The sequence below is a fragment of the Vibrio sp. Isolate22 genome, assembly GCF_022398115.1.
In the GTDB taxonomy this organism is placed as follows: Bacteria; Pseudomonadota; Gammaproteobacteria; order Enterobacterales; family Vibrionaceae; genus Vibrio.
The window spans coordinates 71,662-92,165 of sequence record NZ_JAKEUW010000003.1 but is presented as its reverse complement, the minus strand read 5'-3'; the positions used below and the strand labels follow the sequence as shown (position 1 = coordinate 92,165).

The 20,504-nt window shown below is 42.9% G+C and carries 21 protein-coding genes; 4 read left to right on the top strand and 17 right to left on the bottom strand.

The genetic code is table 11. The features are described from left to right. From L1D55_RS03255 to L1D55_RS03220, 8 genes are all read right to left on the bottom strand, one after another. A complete protein-coding gene (locus tag L1D55_RS03255; protein ID WP_239916503.1) occupies nt 1–345 on the bottom strand; it encodes a hypothetical protein in 345 nt (114 codons plus the stop codon). A gap of 3 nt (nt 346–348) precedes the next feature. Beyond that, nucleotides 349–1,338 carry a hypothetical protein gene (locus L1D55_RS03250; protein WP_239916502.1) on the bottom strand — a complete coding sequence of 330 codons (990 nt, stop codon included), beginning with the start codon at nt 1,336–1,338 and terminating at the stop codon, nt 349–351. 355 nt (nt 1,339–1,693) lie between these two features. After that, on the bottom strand, nt 1,694–1,912 hold the full coding sequence (locus L1D55_RS03245; RefSeq protein WP_239916501.1) for a hypothetical protein: 219 nt from the start codon (nt 1,910–1,912) through the stop codon (nt 1,694–1,696). A 19-nt stretch (nt 1,913–1,931) separates the two neighbouring features. After that, nucleotides 1,932–2,159 carry a transcriptional regulator gene (locus L1D55_RS03240; protein ID WP_239916500.1) on the bottom strand — a complete coding sequence of 76 codons (228 nt, stop codon included), beginning with the start codon at nt 2,157–2,159 and terminating at the stop codon, nt 1,932–1,934. A gap of 15 nt (nt 2,160–2,174) precedes the next feature. Beyond that, a complete protein-coding gene (locus tag L1D55_RS03235; RefSeq protein WP_239916499.1) occupies nt 2,175–2,516 on the bottom strand; it encodes a DUF1293 family protein in 342 nt (113 codons plus the stop codon). Then, entirely contained in the window at nt 2,504–3,616 is a 1,113-nt protein-coding gene (locus L1D55_RS03230) for a replication initiation factor domain-containing protein (RefSeq protein ID WP_116871527.1), read from the bottom strand. The genes L1D55_RS03235 and L1D55_RS03230 overlap by 13 nt, the downstream gene beginning before the upstream one ends. Next, entirely contained in the window at nt 3,606–3,806 is a 201-nt protein-coding gene (locus L1D55_RS03225; RefSeq protein ID WP_108167716.1) for a hypothetical protein, read from the bottom strand. Before L1D55_RS03225 ends, L1D55_RS03230 begins: the two co-directional genes overlap by 11 nt. Before the next feature lie 2 nt (nt 3,807–3,808). Beyond that, nucleotides 3,809–4,105, bottom strand: a complete 297-nt coding sequence (locus L1D55_RS03220; protein ID WP_239916498.1) for a hypothetical protein — start codon at nt 4,103–4,105, stop codon at nt 3,809–3,811. A 130-nt stretch (nt 4,106–4,235) separates the two neighbouring features. On the opposite strand from L1D55_RS03220, the gene L1D55_RS03215 reads away from it, so the two are divergent. Next, the gene (locus L1D55_RS03215; protein WP_239916497.1) at nt 4,236–4,604 is read left to right on the top strand and encodes a DUF3693 domain-containing protein; all 369 of its coding nucleotides are present in this window, start codon (nt 4,236–4,238) and stop codon (nt 4,602–4,604) included. A 170-nt stretch (nt 4,605–4,774) separates the two neighbouring features. Here the strand turns inward: L1D55_RS03215 and yciH are convergent, their stop codons facing one another. Both yciH and L1D55_RS03205 read right to left on the bottom strand, forming a co-directional pair. Next, nucleotides 4,775–5,086 (bottom strand): stress response translation initiation inhibitor YciH, encoded by a 312-nt coding sequence (yciH, locus tag L1D55_RS03210; RefSeq protein WP_008221404.1) that lies wholly within the window; start codon nt 5,084–5,086, stop codon nt 4,775–4,777. Between the two features lie 3 nt (nt 5,087–5,089). Continuing rightward, nucleotides 5,090–5,458 (bottom strand): DUF3319 domain-containing protein, encoded by a 369-nt coding sequence (locus L1D55_RS03205; RefSeq protein WP_102425134.1) that lies wholly within the window; start codon nt 5,456–5,458, stop codon nt 5,090–5,092. A gap of 100 nt (nt 5,459–5,558) precedes the next feature. On the opposite strand from L1D55_RS03205, the gene L1D55_RS03200 reads away from it, so the two are divergent. Further along, nucleotides 5,559–6,527: a tyrosine-type recombinase/integrase gene (locus L1D55_RS03200; protein ID WP_239916496.1), complete on the top strand. Its 969-nt coding sequence runs from the start codon at nt 5,559–5,561 to the stop codon at nt 6,525–6,527. 98 nt (nt 6,528–6,625) lie between these two features. Here L1D55_RS03200 and L1D55_RS03195 read toward each other — a convergent pair whose 3' ends face one another. Both L1D55_RS03195 and L1D55_RS03190 read right to left on the bottom strand, forming a co-directional pair. Beyond that, nucleotides 6,626–7,621, bottom strand: coding sequence for a D-alanine--D-alanine ligase (locus L1D55_RS03195; RefSeq protein WP_239916495.1), 996 nt, complete (start codon nt 7,619–7,621; stop codon nt 6,626–6,628). A 179-nt stretch (nt 7,622–7,800) separates the two neighbouring features. Continuing rightward, a complete protein-coding gene (locus L1D55_RS03190) occupies nt 7,801–8,364 on the bottom strand; it encodes an SPOR domain-containing protein (protein ID WP_239916494.1) in 564 nt (187 codons plus the stop codon). 216 nt (nt 8,365–8,580) lie between these two features. Between L1D55_RS03190 and L1D55_RS03185 the strand changes: the two genes are divergently transcribed. Continuing rightward, on the top strand, nt 8,581–11,265 hold the full coding sequence (locus L1D55_RS03185) for a bifunctional acetate--CoA ligase family protein/GNAT family N-acetyltransferase (RefSeq protein WP_239916493.1): 2,685 nt from the start codon (nt 8,581–8,583) through the stop codon (nt 11,263–11,265). Here the strand turns inward: L1D55_RS03185 and L1D55_RS03180 are convergent. After that, the gene (locus L1D55_RS03180; RefSeq protein WP_239916492.1) at nt 11,254–12,141 is read right to left on the bottom strand and encodes a LysR family transcriptional regulator; all 888 of its coding nucleotides are present in this window, start codon (nt 12,139–12,141) and stop codon (nt 11,254–11,256) included. The two genes, L1D55_RS03185 and L1D55_RS03180, sit on opposite strands and share 12 nt — an antisense overlap. A gap of 226 nt (nt 12,142–12,367) precedes the next feature. Between L1D55_RS03180 and L1D55_RS03175 the strand changes: the two genes are divergently transcribed. After that, nucleotides 12,368–14,515: a TonB-dependent hemoglobin/transferrin/lactoferrin family receptor gene (locus L1D55_RS03175; RefSeq protein WP_239916491.1), complete on the top strand. Its 2,148-nt coding sequence runs from the start codon at nt 12,368–12,370 to the stop codon at nt 14,513–14,515. A gap of 339 nt (nt 14,516–14,854) precedes the next feature. Here the strand turns inward: L1D55_RS03175 and galE are convergent, their stop codons facing one another. The 4 genes from galE to L1D55_RS03155 all read right to left on the bottom strand — a co-directional run bounded on the left by galE (nt 14,855) and on the right by L1D55_RS03155 (nt 20,500). After that, nucleotides 14,855–15,868, bottom strand: a complete 1,014-nt coding sequence (gene galE / locus L1D55_RS03170; protein WP_239916490.1) for a UDP-glucose 4-epimerase GalE — start codon at nt 15,866–15,868, stop codon at nt 14,855–14,857. Between the two features lie 75 nt (nt 15,869–15,943). Continuing rightward, a complete protein-coding gene (locus L1D55_RS03165) occupies nt 15,944–17,926 on the bottom strand; it encodes a diguanylate cyclase (protein WP_239916489.1) in 1,983 nt (660 codons plus the stop codon). Further along, nucleotides 17,926–18,387: a YfiR family protein gene (locus L1D55_RS03160; RefSeq protein ID WP_239916488.1), complete on the bottom strand. Its 462-nt coding sequence runs from the start codon at nt 18,385–18,387 to the stop codon at nt 17,926–17,928. The genes L1D55_RS03165 and L1D55_RS03160 overlap by 1 nt, the downstream gene beginning before the upstream one ends. 49 nt (nt 18,388–18,436) lie before the next feature. Beyond that, nucleotides 18,437–20,500, bottom strand: coding sequence for a TonB-dependent receptor (locus L1D55_RS03155; protein WP_239916487.1), 2,064 nt, complete (start codon nt 20,498–20,500; stop codon nt 18,437–18,439). Between the last annotated feature and the right edge of the window lie 4 nt (nt 20,501–20,504).

Below are 20,504 nucleotides of genomic sequence, written 5' to 3'. Positions count from 1 at the left end.
TCACCACCCCATAATTCTAAGTACAAATGCCGTAGCAAACGCATCAACCACAATCCGAACTGAATCAACGATACCGAACTGGTAACAAGCAAAGCGTAAGTCTGAAGGGAGCTTGTTAAAAGCCATGTTCAGCACCGTATAGACTTCATATTCAGAAAGTAGCAAAGAGGCAACGCTATAGGCCATTTCTAACATTTGGATTTTTAAGTAGATATAAAGCTTAATGAACCAAAACCATGCGTATGTGAACACGTCCACAAACAGTTCCGGTATGGTAGCGAAAAAGTCGTAAATGCTGCCGAAAACAGAAACGAGGTAATCAAGCGCGCTGTAGAAATATTCCATGATTTATACCTTAGAGCGACCGGAAGAAAGCAAGATAAAGCCAGCTAATAGGGTGGCGATAAATAAGATAACGGTTCGAATCATGTTGGTATTGGCAGAGCCTAAAGAGCTAAACAAATTAAAGCCCACTTCAACATTCCATTTGCTCAAAGAGAAACTGGTACTGTCATAAGAACCGTTAGAAAACGACATTTGTCCAAGCTTTAATGGTGATTGCTGGAGCTTACGTTCAAGAGATTTTTCTAAGTCATCAATTTCATTTTTTAGATCATCAACTGCTGTTGTGAGTACAGTATTAGTAGCGTAACCATCACCTTGTCCTGGAGCGCTAAATTGGCCTGATTTCCCAAAGACATCTTCAAGAACGTCTTTGATATCACCTTTGGTAAGACCATCACCGTTATTGGGACTGCCACCACCAGTAGAACCGTTACCACCAGTAGAACCGTCGCCACCAGTAGAACCGTCGCCACCAGTAGAGCCGTCACCGCCAGTAGAGCCGTCGCCACCAGTAGARCCGTCACCACCAGTAGAACCGTCGCCACCAGTAGAGCCGTCGCCACCAGTAGAGCCGTCGCCACCAGTAGAGCCGTCGCCACCAGTAGAGCCGTCGCCACCAGTAGAGCCGTCGCCACCAGTAGAACCGTCACCACCAGTAGAACCGTCGCCACCAGTAGAACCGTCGCCACCAGTAGAGCCGTCACCGCCAGTGGAGCCATCACCACCAGAGCCTTCCGTTCCATCACAGGGTTGCCCTGAATAGTTGTAGTGACCAAAAGGACGGGGGTCGTCTTGAACACCGCCAGAAACCCAAGTTCCTTGCATTAAGTTCGCTTTACATTTATTGCGACAAACAGTGGAGACTGACGACGTACCAACTGGGAATGCTACTGTTCCTAAGCTTTCACCTTCCATCGTTTTACAGTTAGGTTCATCCACCCAAATTACGTTTGCGACAACAACGCTCTTGGAGTTACCTGTAGTGTTATACACTTGTTTTGCATAGATCTTTCCTGCTGTAACCCATGAGTTCTCTTTGTAATGCCATTTTCTAGATGTGTCTCCGTTACACGGGTTGGACCCCTCCGTGTAAGTTTGACCTACGGAATATGAGACCTTGCAGAAATGACCAAATGTGATGACTTTGCTCACTTTATAGTATGCAAAGCTATAGGGACTCATTGTCAAAGCGAGTAAAAGCAAAGATATAGAGTTTTTAGAATACACAAGTAGCCCTCAATAAAAAGGGAGCCGAAGCTCCCAATCAATCAACCTGCTATGACTCCCGTGTAAACCCCATAAAGGAATGAGGCACACATTAGAGAGCCAAGGACAACGGAGACAATCATTACTTACGGAGCCAAGCGACAACCATACCTAGACCGAAACCAAGTGCAGCAATACCAATTACACCTGATGTGGTCAGTTGCACCATTGATTTACCTGCGTTAACCGCAGAAGTGATAGCTGTTTCATTCGCTGAAGCATCAGCAAAAGCAGAGCCTGACGTAAGAGCGATAGACGCAAGAAGGATTTTATTGTTAGCCATTTGACGTAGTTTATTCATAATAATATTCCTAAAAGGATTAACGAAAGTGTTTTAATACTCGACCTAATACATGTCCACCAATGAACGTGATTAAGCTTTGTTGTACGACGAACTCATAAAGAGCTTTGTCGAATTCCAATAATGACCAATCAAATTGGCCATTAACCAAGTGCGATAACTGTTCTTTAGAGACCAAGACATATTCACAAACATCACCGGACGATTGCTGCAAAACCCCATCAATAACAGTCACGCAAATAGACATAGCACTAAGACCTAATTACTTAGCTTTCATGAAGTTATCGAAGTGCTTTTTGATTTCCTCATCGACAGGAACAAGCTTGTTGACCAAGATATCGAGCGGGTCATTTGGGTTAGCACCAAAGTTCAGCTCGTATTCACGGTTAGCCACAAAAGCACGCGATTGGATAAGCTGACGTGCGTATTCCACATCAATTTTCAGTGCTTGCTTGTTGTATGGAATGTCAGTTGAAAAGCCGATGCCCGTTTGTTGAAACTTCTCGTTATCGACTTCTTCAACGGCACGAAGTACAGACAGCTCCGCGAACTCCATGCCAGATTTAGGGAAACGCTTGATAGAGATACCAGTTATTGTAGGCATATTCTTGACTCCAAAATTTCGATTTTCTGTTTAGTGTATTCGTCAGGAATGCCCAACGATGTATTGAAATTAGCGCGGCGATGATGCGTGGGAATGAGCATTCCAAACGCTTCCCCCAAGTCTCCCTCAGTCATAGCAACGACCTCAGATAGAGCCTTACCACATTGACGGCGAACCCAAGCGATACGAGCCATAAACTCAAGTCCGGCTTTCTTCTTATTCAATTCAAGTTTCATTGGTTCAGCAGGGTCGATACTGGCGGCGAAGTCACACAGACCAGCAAAGGCCGAAGCAGGCGAGGCGAGTAGTGCTAAATCACACTTCTTCAATTCCACTTCGTTGCGATACCAAATGACTTCAGGGTCAGCGATGTTTTGCTCAAACTTTTTATTGTAGATACGCCAGTAAACTGAAGACGTACGAGAGCCAACAAGTACAGCTTCTTCTGATAATTCACCAGACTGTGAAACGCGCTTATGAGGAACCATTGTCGGGCCACGACCACGAGAAGCAGTGCGAAATGCTCCCTCATAAAAACATTTCTCAGCATACTTACAGTCAAAGATTCCGGTGTAGTCATCCACGCAGAGATCCAAACGGGCTAGGCGAGTGATACCCAAAAGAGACAGCCACCAGTGCAGCTTTTTGTGTGTCGTGAAGTCGAATAACTTAGAGCAGCCAGTACCATTAATCTGTACATAGACCGTGTCATTGTTACCGCCAACACCGACCAAGCCACATTCAACGGTTCCGGTAGAGTCGTAAATCACCATCGAATCTTCGTAGCCATGCAAGCCACGACCACGCATAGGAGACAAACGGAAGTTAAAGACTTTCGCCATAAACTCATCAAACCTATCAGCCAAAACTTTACGGCATTTGTTACGGTGTAACTCAATTGATTTTTCTATAGCTTCTGGTGAGTTAAGGCGGCCTTTAACGGTTTGCTTCTTAAACTCAGGAAACTGCAAGTTGATAAAGTCTTGTTCGTTAGAGCTATCCAAATGTCTCAGCGAGCCATACGAAAATGAAAAAGCTAGGTGATCCACTTGAACCGGACGAATTTCATCATGAAACTTATGTGGTTTTTTAGATGGCACTGAACACGCCCTTAACCAAAAGCTCTTGGTAGTTTTCGTCTGTGATTTCAACAATCTGAAATGACACCATTCCATAGTGAGCTTCCATGAACTGGAAGAAATCGCGCGGAGTTTTAAAGAAATTATGACCCCAAGGGAAATAGGCGTTGATACCGTGATTAGGTTCATTGTCGAAGTAGATTGAATCCATGATTAACGTTCCACACCGTAGAACGAACAAAACTGCTCAAGCTCTTGGTCGTTATCAAACGTAAACGTGAAAGCGTCACTAGAGTTATAAAGTGGATTCTTGTAGCTGACAGTGTGAAACAGTTCTTCACCAATTGTGTGTTGGCCGAACTCAAGTTCACTAACAAGGAACTCAAAGCAGATTTCTAATGGTGAGTTATGAAGAGACACGGACGCGTGTATGAAATCTGGATAGCTTGAGAAGCTAACGTGTTCAGATTTTAAAACAGAGCCGTATTGGATAGGTTCAATTGTAAACATAGAAGCCACCAGAAGAAGTAAGTACGATAATTTCCGTACAGTAAATACGATAAATCTCGTAGTGGCAATACGATAATTTTCGTGTTTATGAGCTAGAATCGAGCTAGAGGAAACAAACGAGGTTTTCAAAATGTACACAAAGAAACTCATAGACGCTTATAAAGAGCACATGAATTATGTCCAATATAAGCAAGTCGCATCTGATTTAGGTATTAGCACTCAAATGCTAACGGATATTCGAAAAGACAGAGCTTTTCTTAAAGAGAATCAAGTACTTATGCTTGCTGATGTTGTCGGTGAAGATAAAGAAAAGGCGTTAGTTGGTTTGGCGCTAGATAAAGCGAAAACGTACGAAGCACAAACGCTTTGGAACAGCATTGCAAAAAAGTATAACGGGCTTGGTTTAACTAGTATTTCAATGACTTGCGCAGGATTAGCGTTGATGGCAGCCACCCCAAATAAAGCACTAGCCAACTGCGTATTATGTACGTTATGTTAAATTGGTTTTGCTGTTTATAAGGCAGGACTCTATGTCTGATGCCCTGCCTTTGTATTGTGTCGGTATTCTTTAAATTATACTGTGTATTTAACCATAGTGGTTATTTACCATAAAATACCTAATATTCAGTGATAATAATCTTCGATTTTACCCCTGGTATTAGTTAGAGATTAACCGCCAGCAAACTTAACTTTGTAGCCTTTCTTTTCAAGGTGCGCTTTAATCTTATCGCGTGCGTCGCCTTGAATTTCGATGTTGCCATCTTTTACTGAGCCACCACAGCCGCAAACTTTCTTAAGCTCTGCAGCCATTAATTTTAATGGCGCGTCATCTAGATCTAAGCCAGTTACGACAGAAACGCCTTTGCCTTTACGGCCTTTGGTTTCTTTTTGGATTCGAACGATACCATCGCCTTTTGGACGTTGGACTTTCTCTTCTTCAGGTTTAATACGACCTGTTTCTGTTGAATATACTAGGCTCATAATTTACTTCTTTTGTTGCTCGGCTTTTTGTTTAGCGATTAAGTAAGCTTCGATATGACGCTGTATGGCCGTTTTCCCGCCTTTGATAAGACGGCCGTTAAACATGCAATACCATGCGTTGGGCTCACCAGTGTCATTTTTGATTTGGTAACCATTGAAATTTTCAGTTTGGCCACCAGTCCCTCTAGACTTACTTAATGCTGTGAACTCTTTTGGGTCAATAATAGATGCAGTATCAATCCACCAATCGATACTCTTTTTTACGGCAGCTAAGTTACCTTGAATAACGTGGTTTTTTAATTTAGTACGCCAAATTGTGTTTGTGGAATCGGTCGATTGCAGATGGATCCCACGGTAAATTGAATTAGCCATATCTATTGATCATCTTTTTGTTTTCACTGCATTAATCATAAGTATACTAATAACGATAGCAAGCATAATATGGCAAAAACACCTGTCGAGGTACGGTAATTTGAGAAAAAATGTCCCTATTTTAACCGACTCTGCGATAATTAATTCGTTTGTTGAAAAATTAAACAGAGAATCTTCGGTTGATGTTATCGACGAGTTAACAGGCTACCAATATTCTCGTAATTCACTGTTGGGTATCTACAGTGATTGGAACCGCTACCATGCTTTCTGCGCCAAGTTCCGCATTAATACACTCCCTGCGTCAATTACTGCAGTTCGTCGTTTTTTAGAAACCGAGTCTAGTAATAGAAAGTTTGCGTCATTAAAACGTTACACTGCAACGCTTAGCTTATTACACACCGTGTTTAACTTCCCCAACCCTATTAAGCATAGGCAAGTTCGATTCACCCTGCTCCACTTACAAGCTCAAATGGCTGGTGACGCTAAACAAACAAACGCGATGACATCTTCACACCTTAGTCAATTAAACACCTTGCTCGCACATGATAAGGCAACGCTAAAAGAGATCCGTGACATAGCAATTTATAACGTGATGTTCGAGTGTGTTTTAAAGCGCTCAGAACTTAAGTCCTTATCTTCGGGTGATGTTGAGAGTGTCGATGGTGTTTATGAAATCGCGATCAAGGACTCGCGTTACAAGCTCTCACCCGTTGCAAGCTCTTCACTTGAACGCTGGCTAAGCTATACAGGGCTGGAAGGTGAATTAACTCTGTTTCGGGCAATTGATAAGCATGAAAACATCAGCCTTCAACCACTAGATGATTCATCCATCTATCGAATACTAAGGCGTGCTAGTGACTTACTCGGTTTGGCAGAAAATCATCACTTTTCAGGAAACTCTATACGAGTTGGTGCGGCGCAAGAGCTTTCTAAACAAGGGCTTAAGATCAGAGAGATTCAGGACTTTGGACGCTGGCTTAGCCCTGCAATGCCTGCCCAGTATGTTGGTTATTCGAGTACGGCAGAAAGTGAAAAAATGAAGTTTAAGGCACTAACACCATGGCAATAAGCCAAGAGACAAAAAAGATAGAAGTAAAAAAGCGGCTTGGAAGTTATCCAAGCCGCTTTTTATTGTGAATTGATTATACGAATTCTCAGAAAATATGCTTAAGAAAGGCTCGTTCTTACACAGTTTTCTAGGAATTGAGCGAACTTATGTCCGTCGTGTTCAACCATTTTTGGGAACATCGAAATTGGTGTCATGCCTGGGAAGGTATTAACTTCGTTTAGGTAGATCTCATTATCTTGCGTTAAGAAGAAGTCTATACGAGACAAGTGACGAAGCTTCATTTGTGTAAACACTTTGCGAGCGCTGTCCGCAATCAGTTGACGTTGCTCATCAGTAAGGTTAGTTGCCTCAACTTCTGTGATCGAGTGGCTATCTGCGCTGTATTTTTCTTCGTAAGAGTAGAATGCGCCATTCGGTGCAATCACCTCGCCTGGCTTGCTAATGTGCAGCTCTCCGTCGATTTCATAAGCCGCAACTTCCAGCTCTCTTGGCACCACTGACTTTTCAACAAGCACTTGATCTGAATAAGTAAATGCTTTGTTGATAGCTTCGCTCAAGTCTTCAATATGGTTGACTTGATAACAGCCAACAGAAGAGCCTTGGCGTGCCGCTTTTACGAATACTTTGCTCCACTTTTCAAAAGCTTGAGTTGCTTGTGAATGAGCTTCATCTGTATTGTCAGATAGGAATAGATATGGCGTGTTTGGAATTCCCAATGCGTCATACCAAAGCTTAGAGGTGATCTTGTTGAAGCTGTTATTGCTAGCTTCAGAACCACAGCCAAGATAAGGGATCTTCGCCATTTCAAACAGTGATTGGATATCACCGGTTTCACCTGGGAAACCATGAATACAAGGAACAATGAAGTCGACTTTTGAGTCTAGGTTATCGCCTCGTAGCGTTTGATTATTGATATCAAGATAAACCAATTCGCCCGAATCTAGACACCAACCTTCGCTCTTAATCTCAACTCTCACAACGTTAAAGTCTTCAACGCTCTTAAGTTGATCAAAAAGGTAATTGGCTGAAACTAAAGACACTTCGTGCTCTGAAGATCCACCGCCGCATAGTAGAAGAATGTTTGTGGTGTTCATGGGTAAATTCGGTCCTTGAAACTAGGAATACTGACTTCAATGATAAACAAAAGTCGAAATAGGTACAGTGTTTTGATTGTTAAAATTGCGTCCGAAAGATCGAGCGATTAACTATTAGACAAAACGGTTCGTCTTAAAACAAAAGAAGGAGCATTTGCTCCTTCTTTATGATTCAAAACCTAGTTTAACTTGTTAAGCTTTGGGTATTCAGAGTTTTTGATGTCATCAATACTCTTCACGAATGGCTTCAAGTTTTTAAGTGAACTAGGTAGTGTTGAGATAGCCTTTTTTGCTTCTAAACGTGTTGCGTAGTCACCGTAAAGTACTGTGAACCACTTAGTGCCATTAACCATCTTGTAGTTTTCCCAAACTGGTTGAGAAGTCGTTGGTAGCATTTTCACGAAAGAGTCGACTTTACTTTGACTGCCAACCGCAACAACTTGAACTGTGTAACCAAAACGCTGGTTCATGTCTTGTTGTTTCTTAGTTGGACCTTTCACTGCCGCAACTGGCTTAGCCTGAGTTGTTTGAGTGACTTTCTGCTCAACAGGTTCTGTTCTGATAACGTTAACAACATTCTCTTCAACAACGCCTGATTGCTGTGATTGAGACACAACTGGAGCTTCAACTTTGGCAGTTTTGTACTCTTCTTGATAACTATCTGAAGTCACATCCGTGATGTAGTTTTCAGATACACACGCAGCCAAGAGCAGTGGCAAAGTCGCAATTGCAATTTTTTTCATGGAAAGCTCTATATCCTTAATAATAATTACTATAAATCATGCCGATACGTCGGTTTAGAATCAAGTTAACTTTGAGATTATACACCATTAGTGGGTGACCTATTTCACAAACTTAATGCAGTGTTTGCTTATTCATCTTAATTCGGTGAATTTGCCATCAACCTGTCATCGAAAAGTAAGTTACGATGAACTTACGTGCATTGCTAGGATATGTCTATGAATCATCTTGATCCCCTACTGAAACCCCGTTCGATTGCTGTTGTTGGCGCTTCTCAGCGAGAAAACCGAGCAGGCTACATTGTTATGAATAATCTGTTGCATGGGGATTTTAAGGGGGCGGTAATGCCAGTTACGCCCAAATACGATTCGGTGGCGGGTGTACTTTCCTACAAAAACATTTTGTCGCTACCGATCGTCCCTGATCTAGCGATTCTATGTACCAACGCGACTCGCAATATAGCGATCTTTGAGGAGTTAGCGGAGAAAGGCATTGCGTCTGTCATTGTTCTGTCTTCAGACATGCAACAGCCGAGTGATAACGGTGAAACGTACGACTCAAGATGCCTAGCGATCGCGAAAAAGCACAACATAAGGATGCTTGGCTCAAACAGCTTAGGTGTGATCATTCCTTGGCTTAATCTCAATGCCTCATTCTCTCCTGTGACCGCACTGCCCGGCAAGATTGCGTTTGTTTCTCAATCTGCAGCAGTGTGCACCACGATACTTGATTGGGCGAATGATAAAGAGATCGGTTTCTCTGCATTTATCTCAATCGGTAACGGCACGGATATCGAGTTTTCTGAACTATTGGATTACCTGAGTACCGACTCTCACACCGAAGCTATATTGCTTTATGTAGATAGCATTAAAGACGCCAGACGCTTCATTTCGGCTGCCCGTGCAGCTTCACGTAACCGGAGAATACTAGTATTAAAAGGTGGCCGAACCGCCAAAGGCCGAGCAGCAGCAATGGCACATACTGGTGGTGCAGATACGCTCGACATTATTTACGACTCTGCTATTCGTCGTAGTGGCATGTTGCGAGTTAAAAACTTGCATGAACTGTTTGCTGCGGTAGAAACCCTAACTCACTCGGTCCCATTACGGGGAGAGCGACTAGCGATTGTCACGAATGGTGGTGGCCCTGCGATTATGGCTGTTGATACGTTATTCGAACGTGGCGGCAAACTCGCTGAGTTATCGGAAGAGACGCGCGAAAAACTCAATAAGGTGTTACCTTCAAGCTGGTCACATAGCAATCCTATCGATATTGTTGGTGATGCGGGTGATCAGCGTTATATCGATACTATCAACACACTACTTGATGGTGATGAAGCGGATGCCATTCTCATCATGCATAGCCCTTCTGCCATCGCACATTCTGCTCAAACTGCAGAGCGCATTATCGACGCGATTAAAAAGCATCCTCGCCACAAGCGATTCAATATTCTTACCAATTGGTCCGGTGAACTGACGGCAAGGCCTGCTAGAAAGTTGTTCACAGAGGCTGGTATTCCAACCTATCGAACGCCGGAAAGCTCAGTAGTTGCATTCATGCACCTGGTTGAGTACCGACGCAACCAACGTCAGCTTATGGAGACGCCAACTACGGCTGAGAAAGTCCATATTGAAGACTTAGCGGATGCGAGAAATTGGATAGAACGCCAACTACTGGATAAAGAAACAGTTAGCCTTGATACCCATCAAAACAGTCAGTTTTTCAAACACTTCAACTTGGATGTGTTACCTACTTGGATCGCTTCTGACCCCAGTGAAGCGGTGCATATTGCAGAAACCATTGGCTATCCCGTTGCAGTCAAACTCCGTTCACCAGACATTGCGCACAAGTCTGACGTTCAAGGCGTAATGCTTAATTTAAGAAACAGTAATGAGGTCGCAAATGCGGCACAAGCGATTTTGGATCGCTCTCAGTTATCGTTCCCTACTGCGCATATTCATGGCTTGCTGGTTCAAGGTATGGCGAAACTGGCTGGCGGACAAGAGCTTCGCGTTAAGGTGACAACCGATGAAACATTCGGTCCTATTATTCTACTAGGTCAAGGCGGTTCCGAATGGGATGAGTCGATTGACGCGGCAGCTGCTTTCCCACCGCTTAATATGACACTGGCTCGTTACTTGATCATTCGAGCGATAAAGAGTGGCAAGATTCGCCTACAAAAGCTCCCTAATCCTATTGATATAGAAGGCTTGTCTGAGTTGCTAGTTCGTATTTCTCAAATGGTGGTTGACTGCCCTGAAATATACGACCTGGATATACACCCAGTGCTTGCGAATGGCGATAAGTTCACGATACTGGATGCCGATATCATATTGAAAGCATACGAGGGAGATCCGCAAGAAAGACTAGCGATTCGCCCTTACCCTGTAGAGCTTGAGGAACGTATCCAGTTAAAAGATGGCACAGAAGTGTTACTACGCCCTATTCTTCCTGAAGATGAACCACTTCATGCCGACTTCATTAATCGAGTCTCTAAAGAGGATCTCTATAAACGCTTCTTTAGTGATGTGGGTGAATTCAATCATGAAGCGTTAGCCAATTTCACTCAGATTGATTTCGATAGAGAGATTGCTTTTGTTGTGGTGCGTGAAGAACAAGGTGCACCTGCAATCATTGGCGTGTCTCGGGCTCTGATCAACCCAGAGAACACGGATGCCGAATTCGCGATATTGATTCGTTCTGATCTTAAAGGTGTAGGTTTAGGTCGAATTCTAATGACTAAGGTTATTGATTACTGCCGTGCCAAGCAGACTAAACAGATGTCGGGAATGACGATGCCAACTAATAGAGGAATGCTGACACTAGCTCAAAAACTTGGTTTCAAGCTAGATATCTGTTTTGAAGACGGCACAGCAGATATGGTGCTTCCGTTACTTGAGTGACCATGTTTTTTTAAGGTGTTGGATGCACCATGATTTGGCGTCACCCATTTTATTGCGTCGCCAAGCCATAACGATGTCGATTGGCTGGGGCTCAGTACCTGCGATTTGCTTTAAAACACCAGATTCAATTAGTGGATTAGCAACACTACAAGGTAATGTACCAATACCTAACCCGCTGGTTAATGCTTCGACTTTTGCCGGAAAGCTCGTCACCGTTAAACGCGGCTGCTTCTCTAATATATTGATGCTTAATGCTGGCTGATCACGTGCCGTATCTGCGATCGCAATCACCCTGTAACTTTCCCTAGCCTTTTGGTCAAAATCGCCAGAACGCCTGTGAACGTAATGATTGGATGCTGCTACCCACACCATTTCCATTTTACCAATCACGTCACTTTTTAGGTCATTCGGAATGGTGTCGACTTTCGGGCAAACAAGAAGGTCGGCGCGGCCATCTGACAGTGACTCCCAACATCCCGCTAAGATCTCCTCTTGTAAACGAACACGCGTTTTACTGATTTTTCCTAGTTCATCAACAAGTGGGAAGAAATTAGCAATTGGGATAATGCCATCAAAAGCGATGGTTAAATCCAACTCCCATCCATTAGCTAGAATGCTGGCTTCGTTGACGAGCCTTTCTGTCGCACCAAGGATCACTCTACCTTGTTCAAGTATCAACTGACCCGCCTCTGTAAAGTTTGCACGATGGCCAGAGCGGTCAAAAATCATGATATCTAAATCTTGTTCAAGCTTTTGAATTTGGTAACTGAGTGATGAAGGCGCGCGGTCCATTTCATTGGCCGCAGCAGCGAAACTTCCACGTCTGTCGATGGCGTCTAGGATGTGTAACGCTTCAAGTGTTATTGGGCTATGCATCAGTTTCCTACTTTATAAATGAGAGGTTAATCACAAAAATGGAAGCATTCACCAGATAAATGGAACCATTAAAGGTCTTTTAATACAATGAGTTATACGGTTTAAGCGAGCTTTTAATGACAAAAGTACAAATAAATTGAAATGCAAATAATAGTAATTATCATTTAGATCCAATATTATCTTCCGCGAAATCAAGATAATACTATGGAATTAAGGTAACTATCAGATGTATAAGCAATCCCTACTCTCTGCTTCAATCGTTTTAGCGCTTTCATCAACCTCAGCCCTAGCTGAAGATTATGCCCTATTTGACGAGGTTGTTGTATCTTCGACTCGTACGAATCAAACACTTATCAATACTGCTGCTTCTGTCACCGTCATCTCTGACAAGCAAATCGAAGAGAATATGGCAAAAGACGTTAATGAGATCTTCGAATACACGCCAGGCGTTACGATGGACTCAAGCTCTCGCCAAGGTGCCCAAACGATTAATATCCGTGGCATGGAAGGTAAACGCGTTAAGATTCTAGTAGATGGTTCATCGCAACCTGGTTCATTTGATGGTGGTCCTTACGCCTTCATTAATTCTAGCGGTATTTCTATCGACCCTGATATGTTAAAAAGTGTCGAAATCATCAAAGGTGCTGCTTCAAGTTTACACGGAAGTGACGCAATTGGCGGTGTTGTTGCTTTTGAAACTAAAGATCCTTCGGATTTCTTGAAAGATGGCAAAGACTTCGGTGGTCAAGCTAAGCTTTCCTACTCTTCTGAAGACAACTCATTCAGCGAACATGTTGCATTAGCTAATCGTTTTGGCGATTTAGAAACTCTGGTTGCTTATACTCGCCGAGATGGTGAAGAGCTTCAAAACTTCCGTAACTCGGGCGATTTAGAGAACTACGCAGTAGAAAATCAAGACACATCAGCAGATAACCTATTGGTAAAACTTCAATACCAACTGAATGAAAGCCATCGCATTGAGTTTCTAGCAGAGCTCATTAAAGATACCTCTGATTCAGACATCTATCACTCTAGTTATGATAGCTACACTGGTGAAGATGACACTAAACAAAACCGATTCGCAATCAAGCACATTTGGTTTGCAGACGGCGCGATTGCTGACACTGTGACGAGCAAAGTATCGTACATTTCTAAAGAAGAGAACGGTGTTACGAAACGCTTTAAACCTGCAGGTCCAGGTTTCCCTCCTTACGTTCCTGCCAATAACGACAATCTTCAAACCAAAGATTATGATTACACCGAAGATAAGCTTGAGATAGAGACTCAACTAGACAAAGAGATTAACAATCACTACCTAGTTTATGGTGCGACTTATACGCATAGCGACATCAGCAACACCAATATGGAGTACAACTCAGATCCAGCGACTGACGATCAGCTATACGTGTACACGCCTGATGCGAAAGAGCAGAAGTTTGGTTTGTTTGTTCAAGACGAAATCAGCCTAATGAACAATAAGCTGGTAGTGACTCCAGGTGTGCGTTTCGACTACTTCTCTACAGACCCTGGTAAAAACACTGGCGAATCTCTAACTGACTTCTCAGATTCTGCTGTAACCGGTCGTTTAGGTACAACATATAAGCTAACTGATACAGGCACTGTATTCGGTCAAATAAGCCAAGGTTTTAGAGCGCCATCGTTTGATGAACTCTACTACACATACGACAACCCTGGTCACGGTTACGTAAATGATCCGAACCCTGACCTTAAGTCAGAAACAAGTATCTCGTACGAGCTAGGTTACCGTCACAATACACAGGCTTCATCGTCTGAGATTGCAGCTTACTACAGTGATTACGATGACTTCATTGAAACCGTAGTAACGAAAAAAGTCGGTGGTACAACGCATTACTCTAACGTTAACTTAGAATCGGCAACAATTAAGGGTATTGAGTTCTCTAACACGTTGCTTTGGGATGTGTTAGTGGGTGCGCCAGAGGGTATTTCGACGCATTTTGTTGCCTCATACACAGAAGGTGAAGATGGAAACGGCAATGCACTAAACAGTGTTAACCCATGGAATGCTGTATTAGGTCTGAACTACGATGCACCGAACCAAAATTGGGGTACAAGTCTTAAGTTAAATTACACTGCTGATAAATCAGGGTCAGACATTAACTTCGATGACGAGAATGGGGGTAACGCTGGTCAAGCTGAGCTTCCAAGCGCAACCGTTGTTGATTTAACGGCTTACTACAAACCAATGAAAGATTTGACGATTCGTGGTGGTGTGTTCAACTTAACTAATGAAGAGTACTACCGTTGGAATGACATTCGCGGCGATGATGAGCTTTACAAAGAAAACTCTCAAGCTGAGAGAAACTACGGTATTTCAGCTAAATACGAATTCTAATTCGTTACAAGCCTGAACTACAGAAACTAAAAAGCCAGCTGTAAGCTGGCTTTTTCAATTTCACTAAAAATTGTATCAAAAAGGAATAAAGTGAAATTACTTCTCTGCCATTTCTTTCTTAACCATTACTGCTGCAGCAACGATGAAAGTGATGATCAGGCCTAGTTCCATGATTAACTCCAAAGAAAATTAACATTAAACATATAATTCGCGAGCATAGTAACACAATGAATACAGAATGATACTTTTTAACCACTAATTTACTTTTTATTCGATTTAGATCAAAAAAGATGCCCTAGAGCATTTTTTTATAAGTTAACCATTCATGAAACAACTAGATTAGCCTGGGAAACCATTAGGGTTTGTGGACTGCCAGCGCCATGTATCTTCTGTCATTTCAGTTAGTGTACGTGTCGCGTTCCAACCAAGTTCTTTCTGAGCTTTAGCAGGATCTGCCCAGCATTCTGCGATGTCACCTGCGCGTCGCTCAACCAGTTTATAAGGGATTTCCTTACCACTTGCCTGTTCAAACGCCTTAACCATGTCTAAAACACTAGAACCGTTACCAGTACCAAGGTTGTAGATGTGAAGACCATCTTTGCGCCCTACTTTATCAAGTGCTGCGATGTGGCCGTCAGACAAATCCATTACGTGGATGTAATCACGAACACCGGTACCATCTTTGGTTGGATAGTCGCTGCCAAATACAGACAAGAACTTGCGTCGGCCAACGGCAACTTGAGAAACAAACGGCATCAAGTTGTTTGGAATACCTTGTGGATCTTCACCTAGTTCGCCACTTGGGTGTGAACCTACTGGGTTAAAGTAACGAAGTAGCGTAATGCTCCAGTCTGGATTTGCTTTTTGGAAATCCGTTAGACACTCTTCAACCATTAGCTTACTACGGCCATAAGGGTTCGTCGCACTGGTTGGGAAGTCTTCAGTAATAGGCACACTTGCAGGATCACCGTACACGGTTGCTGATGAGCTGAAGACTAACGTTTTAACATTCGCTTCGCGCATAGCTTCCACAAGCACTAAAGTGCCGTTAACATTGTTATCGTAGTATTCAAGAGGCTTCTCTACAGATTCACCTACCGCTTTCAAGCCAGCAAAGTGGATAACTGCTTCGATGTTGTGTTGTTTCATTGTTTCCGCTAACAGAGCTTTATTGCGAATGTCACCTTCAACGAACACTGGGCGAACACCAGATACCTTCTCGATACGCTCTAATACGCTTGGTTTGCTGTTGTATAAGTTATCAAAAAGGACAGGCGTCATGCCTGCGTTAATCATCTGGATACTTGTGTGGCTACCGATGTAACCCATGCCACCTGTAACTAAAACATTCATGTTTAGTATACCTTTTATTATGAATACTCAATATATCACTTATGATACAACAACTTAGGGTTGGCTAACAAACTGTTAGAGGTACTCATTTTCGTCAGAGAATACAAATTGACCTTTACCCTTGCGCTTCGCTTGATACATCGCTTCGTCGGCTATTTTGAGAGTCGCGTCGATGTCATGCTCAGAGTTATCGACTAAGTGGATACCCAAACTAGCCCCAACATTGAGAGATCGCTGTTTGTGATGCACTGTTTGTCCAATAAGTGTTAATAAGCGCTCAGCGAGCCTCGCTAGCATTACTTTGTTTGTCTGTTTAATAATAAGAACAAATTCATCTCCCGACAAACGCGCGACTAGATCTCCGGCTCTTACTTGAGATAACAGCCTGTTTGATACTTCCTTAAGGATGGCATCACCTGCATCATGGCCGTAGTTGTCATTGACGTGTTTGAAACCATCTAGATCCAAATAGATAACGGCAAATTGTTGATTGGCGTAATTGCTTGAGGAAACAACTTCATCCATCACCTTATACAGTCGTGCTCTATTCGCTAACCCTGTTAACGCGTCGTGATGTGCTAAGTACTCGAGCCTTTCCATCTCTTTGACGTTAGATAGATCGGATAGCGTCAGCACCATATCAAACTCATCTTTCTCTTCGTCCGATGAAACTAGGTTAACTTTGACAAACATTGGGACTAAGTCATCAGATGCACTTTTTTCCCACACTTCTCCTTGCCACTGCCCGTAATTCTCTAAAGAGCTACGAATGGTTGGCATTAATGACGAGAACTGTTGCCATGAAAAGACTTCAAACGGTGTTTTGCCCACCAGCAAATCTGCATGATAGCCGAGGAGTTGAGTGACTGCGGGGTTAACCATAGTAATCACATTCGATGAATTAAGTACGATTAACCCGTCTTTGCTGTTTTCGAACACACCGGCGGCAATACGCTGGCTACTCATCGCGATTTCGATATCCGTTACATCTTGCACCGCATAAAGAATGCGGCCATGTTTTGACAACGAACGACTACTCACACGGAGCCAACGTTTGGATTGAAAAAGATCCGTAGTCTCTAACAACTCATCGTTCAGTTCGATATTGCAGTCAATCACGCCTTGTAGGAAGCCTGTTTGCTTGGTTGCTATCAAATCTTGGATTAATAAGTTTTCAAGGAAAGACTCTGAACATTTGAATATGTCGCGAGTGGCTGCATTCGCATGAACAATCAGTCCTTTTTCGTCAACGACGAGCAATGAGTGCTGAACGGTTTCAATCACCTCATTCGCAAAGGACTTTTCTTCTTGAAGTTTGTCTAGCGTGAAATTGATTTGGTTGTCACGATGTTGCAGCCTTTCTTGCATGGTATTGAAAGCACGAACGAGATCCCCTATCTCATCACGATTACTTGCAACGAGTTTAGGTTGGTCAGAACGTCGCTCTACGAAGGCTTGCATTGCTTCGTTGAGTTCAAACATAGGTGCAATAATGAAGCGCTGAATCAATTTGACGAGCACACCACCCAAAATCAAAAGAAACAGAAGGTAGACAATAGCGATTTTGAAGATGTTGGTTAAGATCGTATTGAACGTTTCCTTTGATATCGTCACCCTCAAGTTAGCTATTACCGCTTCGTCTAAAGTGACCGGAACGAGCAGGAATATGTAACTTTCAGAGATCGCAAACTGATGATCAGCGATATCATCGAGCTCTTCGGCATTTGGTCTAGGTATAGTCTTATCGCTCGCTTGATAGCTAGCAAATAACTGTTCGTTCACGTCATAGAGTTTAACTCGAACAATATCTTTATCTGCGACAAATGCAGAAAGGATCTCCTGAGCCGACGATTTATCCTCGAATAGTATTGCAGCTTGAAGGTTATAAGCCACACCTTGAGCCAGTACCTTAACTCTTTGGATGAGACTCTCTTTTTCCCTTTCGAAAGTGACAGTGTAATTTACTGATTGAATCGTGACAAAGGTGACCACAATAAAGGTGATTATTGGCAATATCAGTTTGTTTTTTATCGACATATTGTTAATGAAAGACAGCATTATTTGTCCTCCACAATAGCGATACGTAATAAGTTTGAGCCGATAACGTATTCACCTTGCTTGGCGTTAGCTAAGTTGATCTTTGGCTTAAGCTTATTATCTATATGTGTTAACTCGATAACGCCTCCCATATCAGTAAAGTTGGGAATGTCACTTATCGTTACAGTATGGGGTGAATGATCCTTGCGCGTGAACTGACTATTACTGAGTTCAGAAAAATAAGTTATATCACACAGAGACGTAATTGATTGCTGAACGTTAATGGCGAGTGAACGTATCGACTTCCCCGCAGTGATCTCTGTGAGTACTTGACTTACTTTCTTGTCGCCAATCACACAAAAGTTGACGGTATCCATTGTGCTTTCGTCGTTCCAACGGATGAAGTTGGCAATTCGAAACAGATATACGGCTTTGACTTCATACGACTTAAAGCTAGCCGCGGACGTAGTCGTGGAACTCATGAGCAGCACTAGTGTGAAGATATAGAGTGTAATTTGGCCTCTAACCCAATTAAAACTCATGAGAAACCCTCACATAAACCGACTCTTGGTTGACACTTTTTTGGGAGGTTCGCTCGGCTTGATAACCATTACTTTTACCAATATTTTCAATCACAACTTCTATCAAAGGTGCTGCTGACGATTTTTTCCATGCTAAACGAGCATCGAAGGTAATTTCATGTGGGTATTGCTGCCATTCATATTGAGTTCCGTCTGCGGCAGTCCAGTATTCAGGATAGTTCACATTAATGTATTGACCGATGAGGTCAAATTGCCAGCTGTCGGTGATATTCCACATAATTTGTGCTGTAGCGAGATGTTCGTTATCAATATCGTAATACACGCTCGTCTGCGGACTGGCTTTAGGATCACCGCCTTTGTTTTCACCTTCTAACGTTGCATAGGCGTAACTTAGGTAACTGGTTAGGTCCTCAGAGAGTTGATAGCTTGCCCCTAACTCTAAACCGTATGTTTTGGCTTTATAGTCATCAGACAGTGCACCAACATAAATATGGCTTGCAGGGATGTCGGTCGAGTCATAACTGTGGAAACGAAGGTTGTCGTGCTCACTGAGATAAATTGTGGCATCGAGTTCCAAATTTGCATTATTCGAATAGCGATAACCCATCTCAGCCGTTACAACATTCTCAATGTCTAGGTCCGCATTGGACTTATAAACATCTAGGTAGCTGTTGTTAGAATCAGCTGAATAACTGTTGAAGTAGTATGTGGAGTTTGAATCCATATAAGATGGCGCAACAACCGCACGGCTGAGCCCTGCCCATACAGAATGACGAGGATTTACCTTATATAAACCTCGCACTTGAGGTGAGATCTCTGTTGAATCATTTTGGGTGAAGTGTTCCACTTTCGCGCCGATGGTAATAGAAAGCGCTTGTGTCATTTGAATTTGAGATTGAACAAACGCGTTGGCGATATAATCGTTCGCTGATTCAATGTTATAAGCACGGCCGTAGTAATCAGGGTTATACCAATCTACATCAGCAACTCGGCTTGATGAGAAATCAAGGTACATGTATCGGAGACCACCTCCGAGCGTTATTTGATGATTGGCTGATAATTGACTGATGTAGGTTGAATCAAAATCTATTGTCGAATAGCTACCTGGGGCGTCCGGAGCATTGTCTTCGTTATACTCACCCCATAGGGAATAAGAGAGCGTCGAATTTTCATCGAAGTGACGAGAGTCGTTAAATTGAATGTAGGCAGATTGACTTTTGTTGTCGAAGTCGTTTGCTTGCGAACTAACAAACGCTCCTGTTTGGTCATATTGAACGCTATATAACTCTGACTCATGAAAGCTCTTTTCACCACCGATGCGTAAGGACCAGTTTTCTTCGACATTGCTCGGCTGAAACACCATGCCCGCGGTTTGTGCTTTCCACTTTTCAGATTCGCCAACACGATACGGTGGCTCTTCGCGATACTTGTAAAATGCTCGAGCATTGACATTGTCGTTTAAGCTCAAGCCCTGACGGACACTAAACTCGTAATTATCGGTATTAGAAGCGACGCCAGAAAGATAGGTTCCTTGTGTATCATTGGCAGACTTAGTAATGATGTTCACCACACCATTCACGGCATTGCCTCCCCAAATCGTGCCTCCAGGCCCTTTTAGTACTTCGATTCGCTCGATATCAGCAAGCACATAGTCAACATCGCTCCAATACGTTCCGCCATAGACTGGACTGAATAGGCTTCTGCCATCCATCATGACCAGCATTTTGTTATACAGGCCATCATGAAAGCCACGTGTTGAGACAAACCACGATGTTTCATTGAACTTAGTGACTTTTAACCCAGGGACAAGTGCTAGCACTTCCGCAATAGATTTTGCGCCGCTACGTTGTATGCGCTCGTTAGAAAGTACATAGACAGAGGAAGGAATGTCGGTGAGTTTCTGCGTCACTTTTGATGCCGTTTCCATTTCGACATCTAACATAGATAACTCTTCAAGACTCATTGACATCAATTGATCTAGCGAGTTTTCTTGAGCAAATACAAAAACAGGCGTTGTTAATGCTAGTCCTAAGCAAACCTGGCGGGATATCATGTGC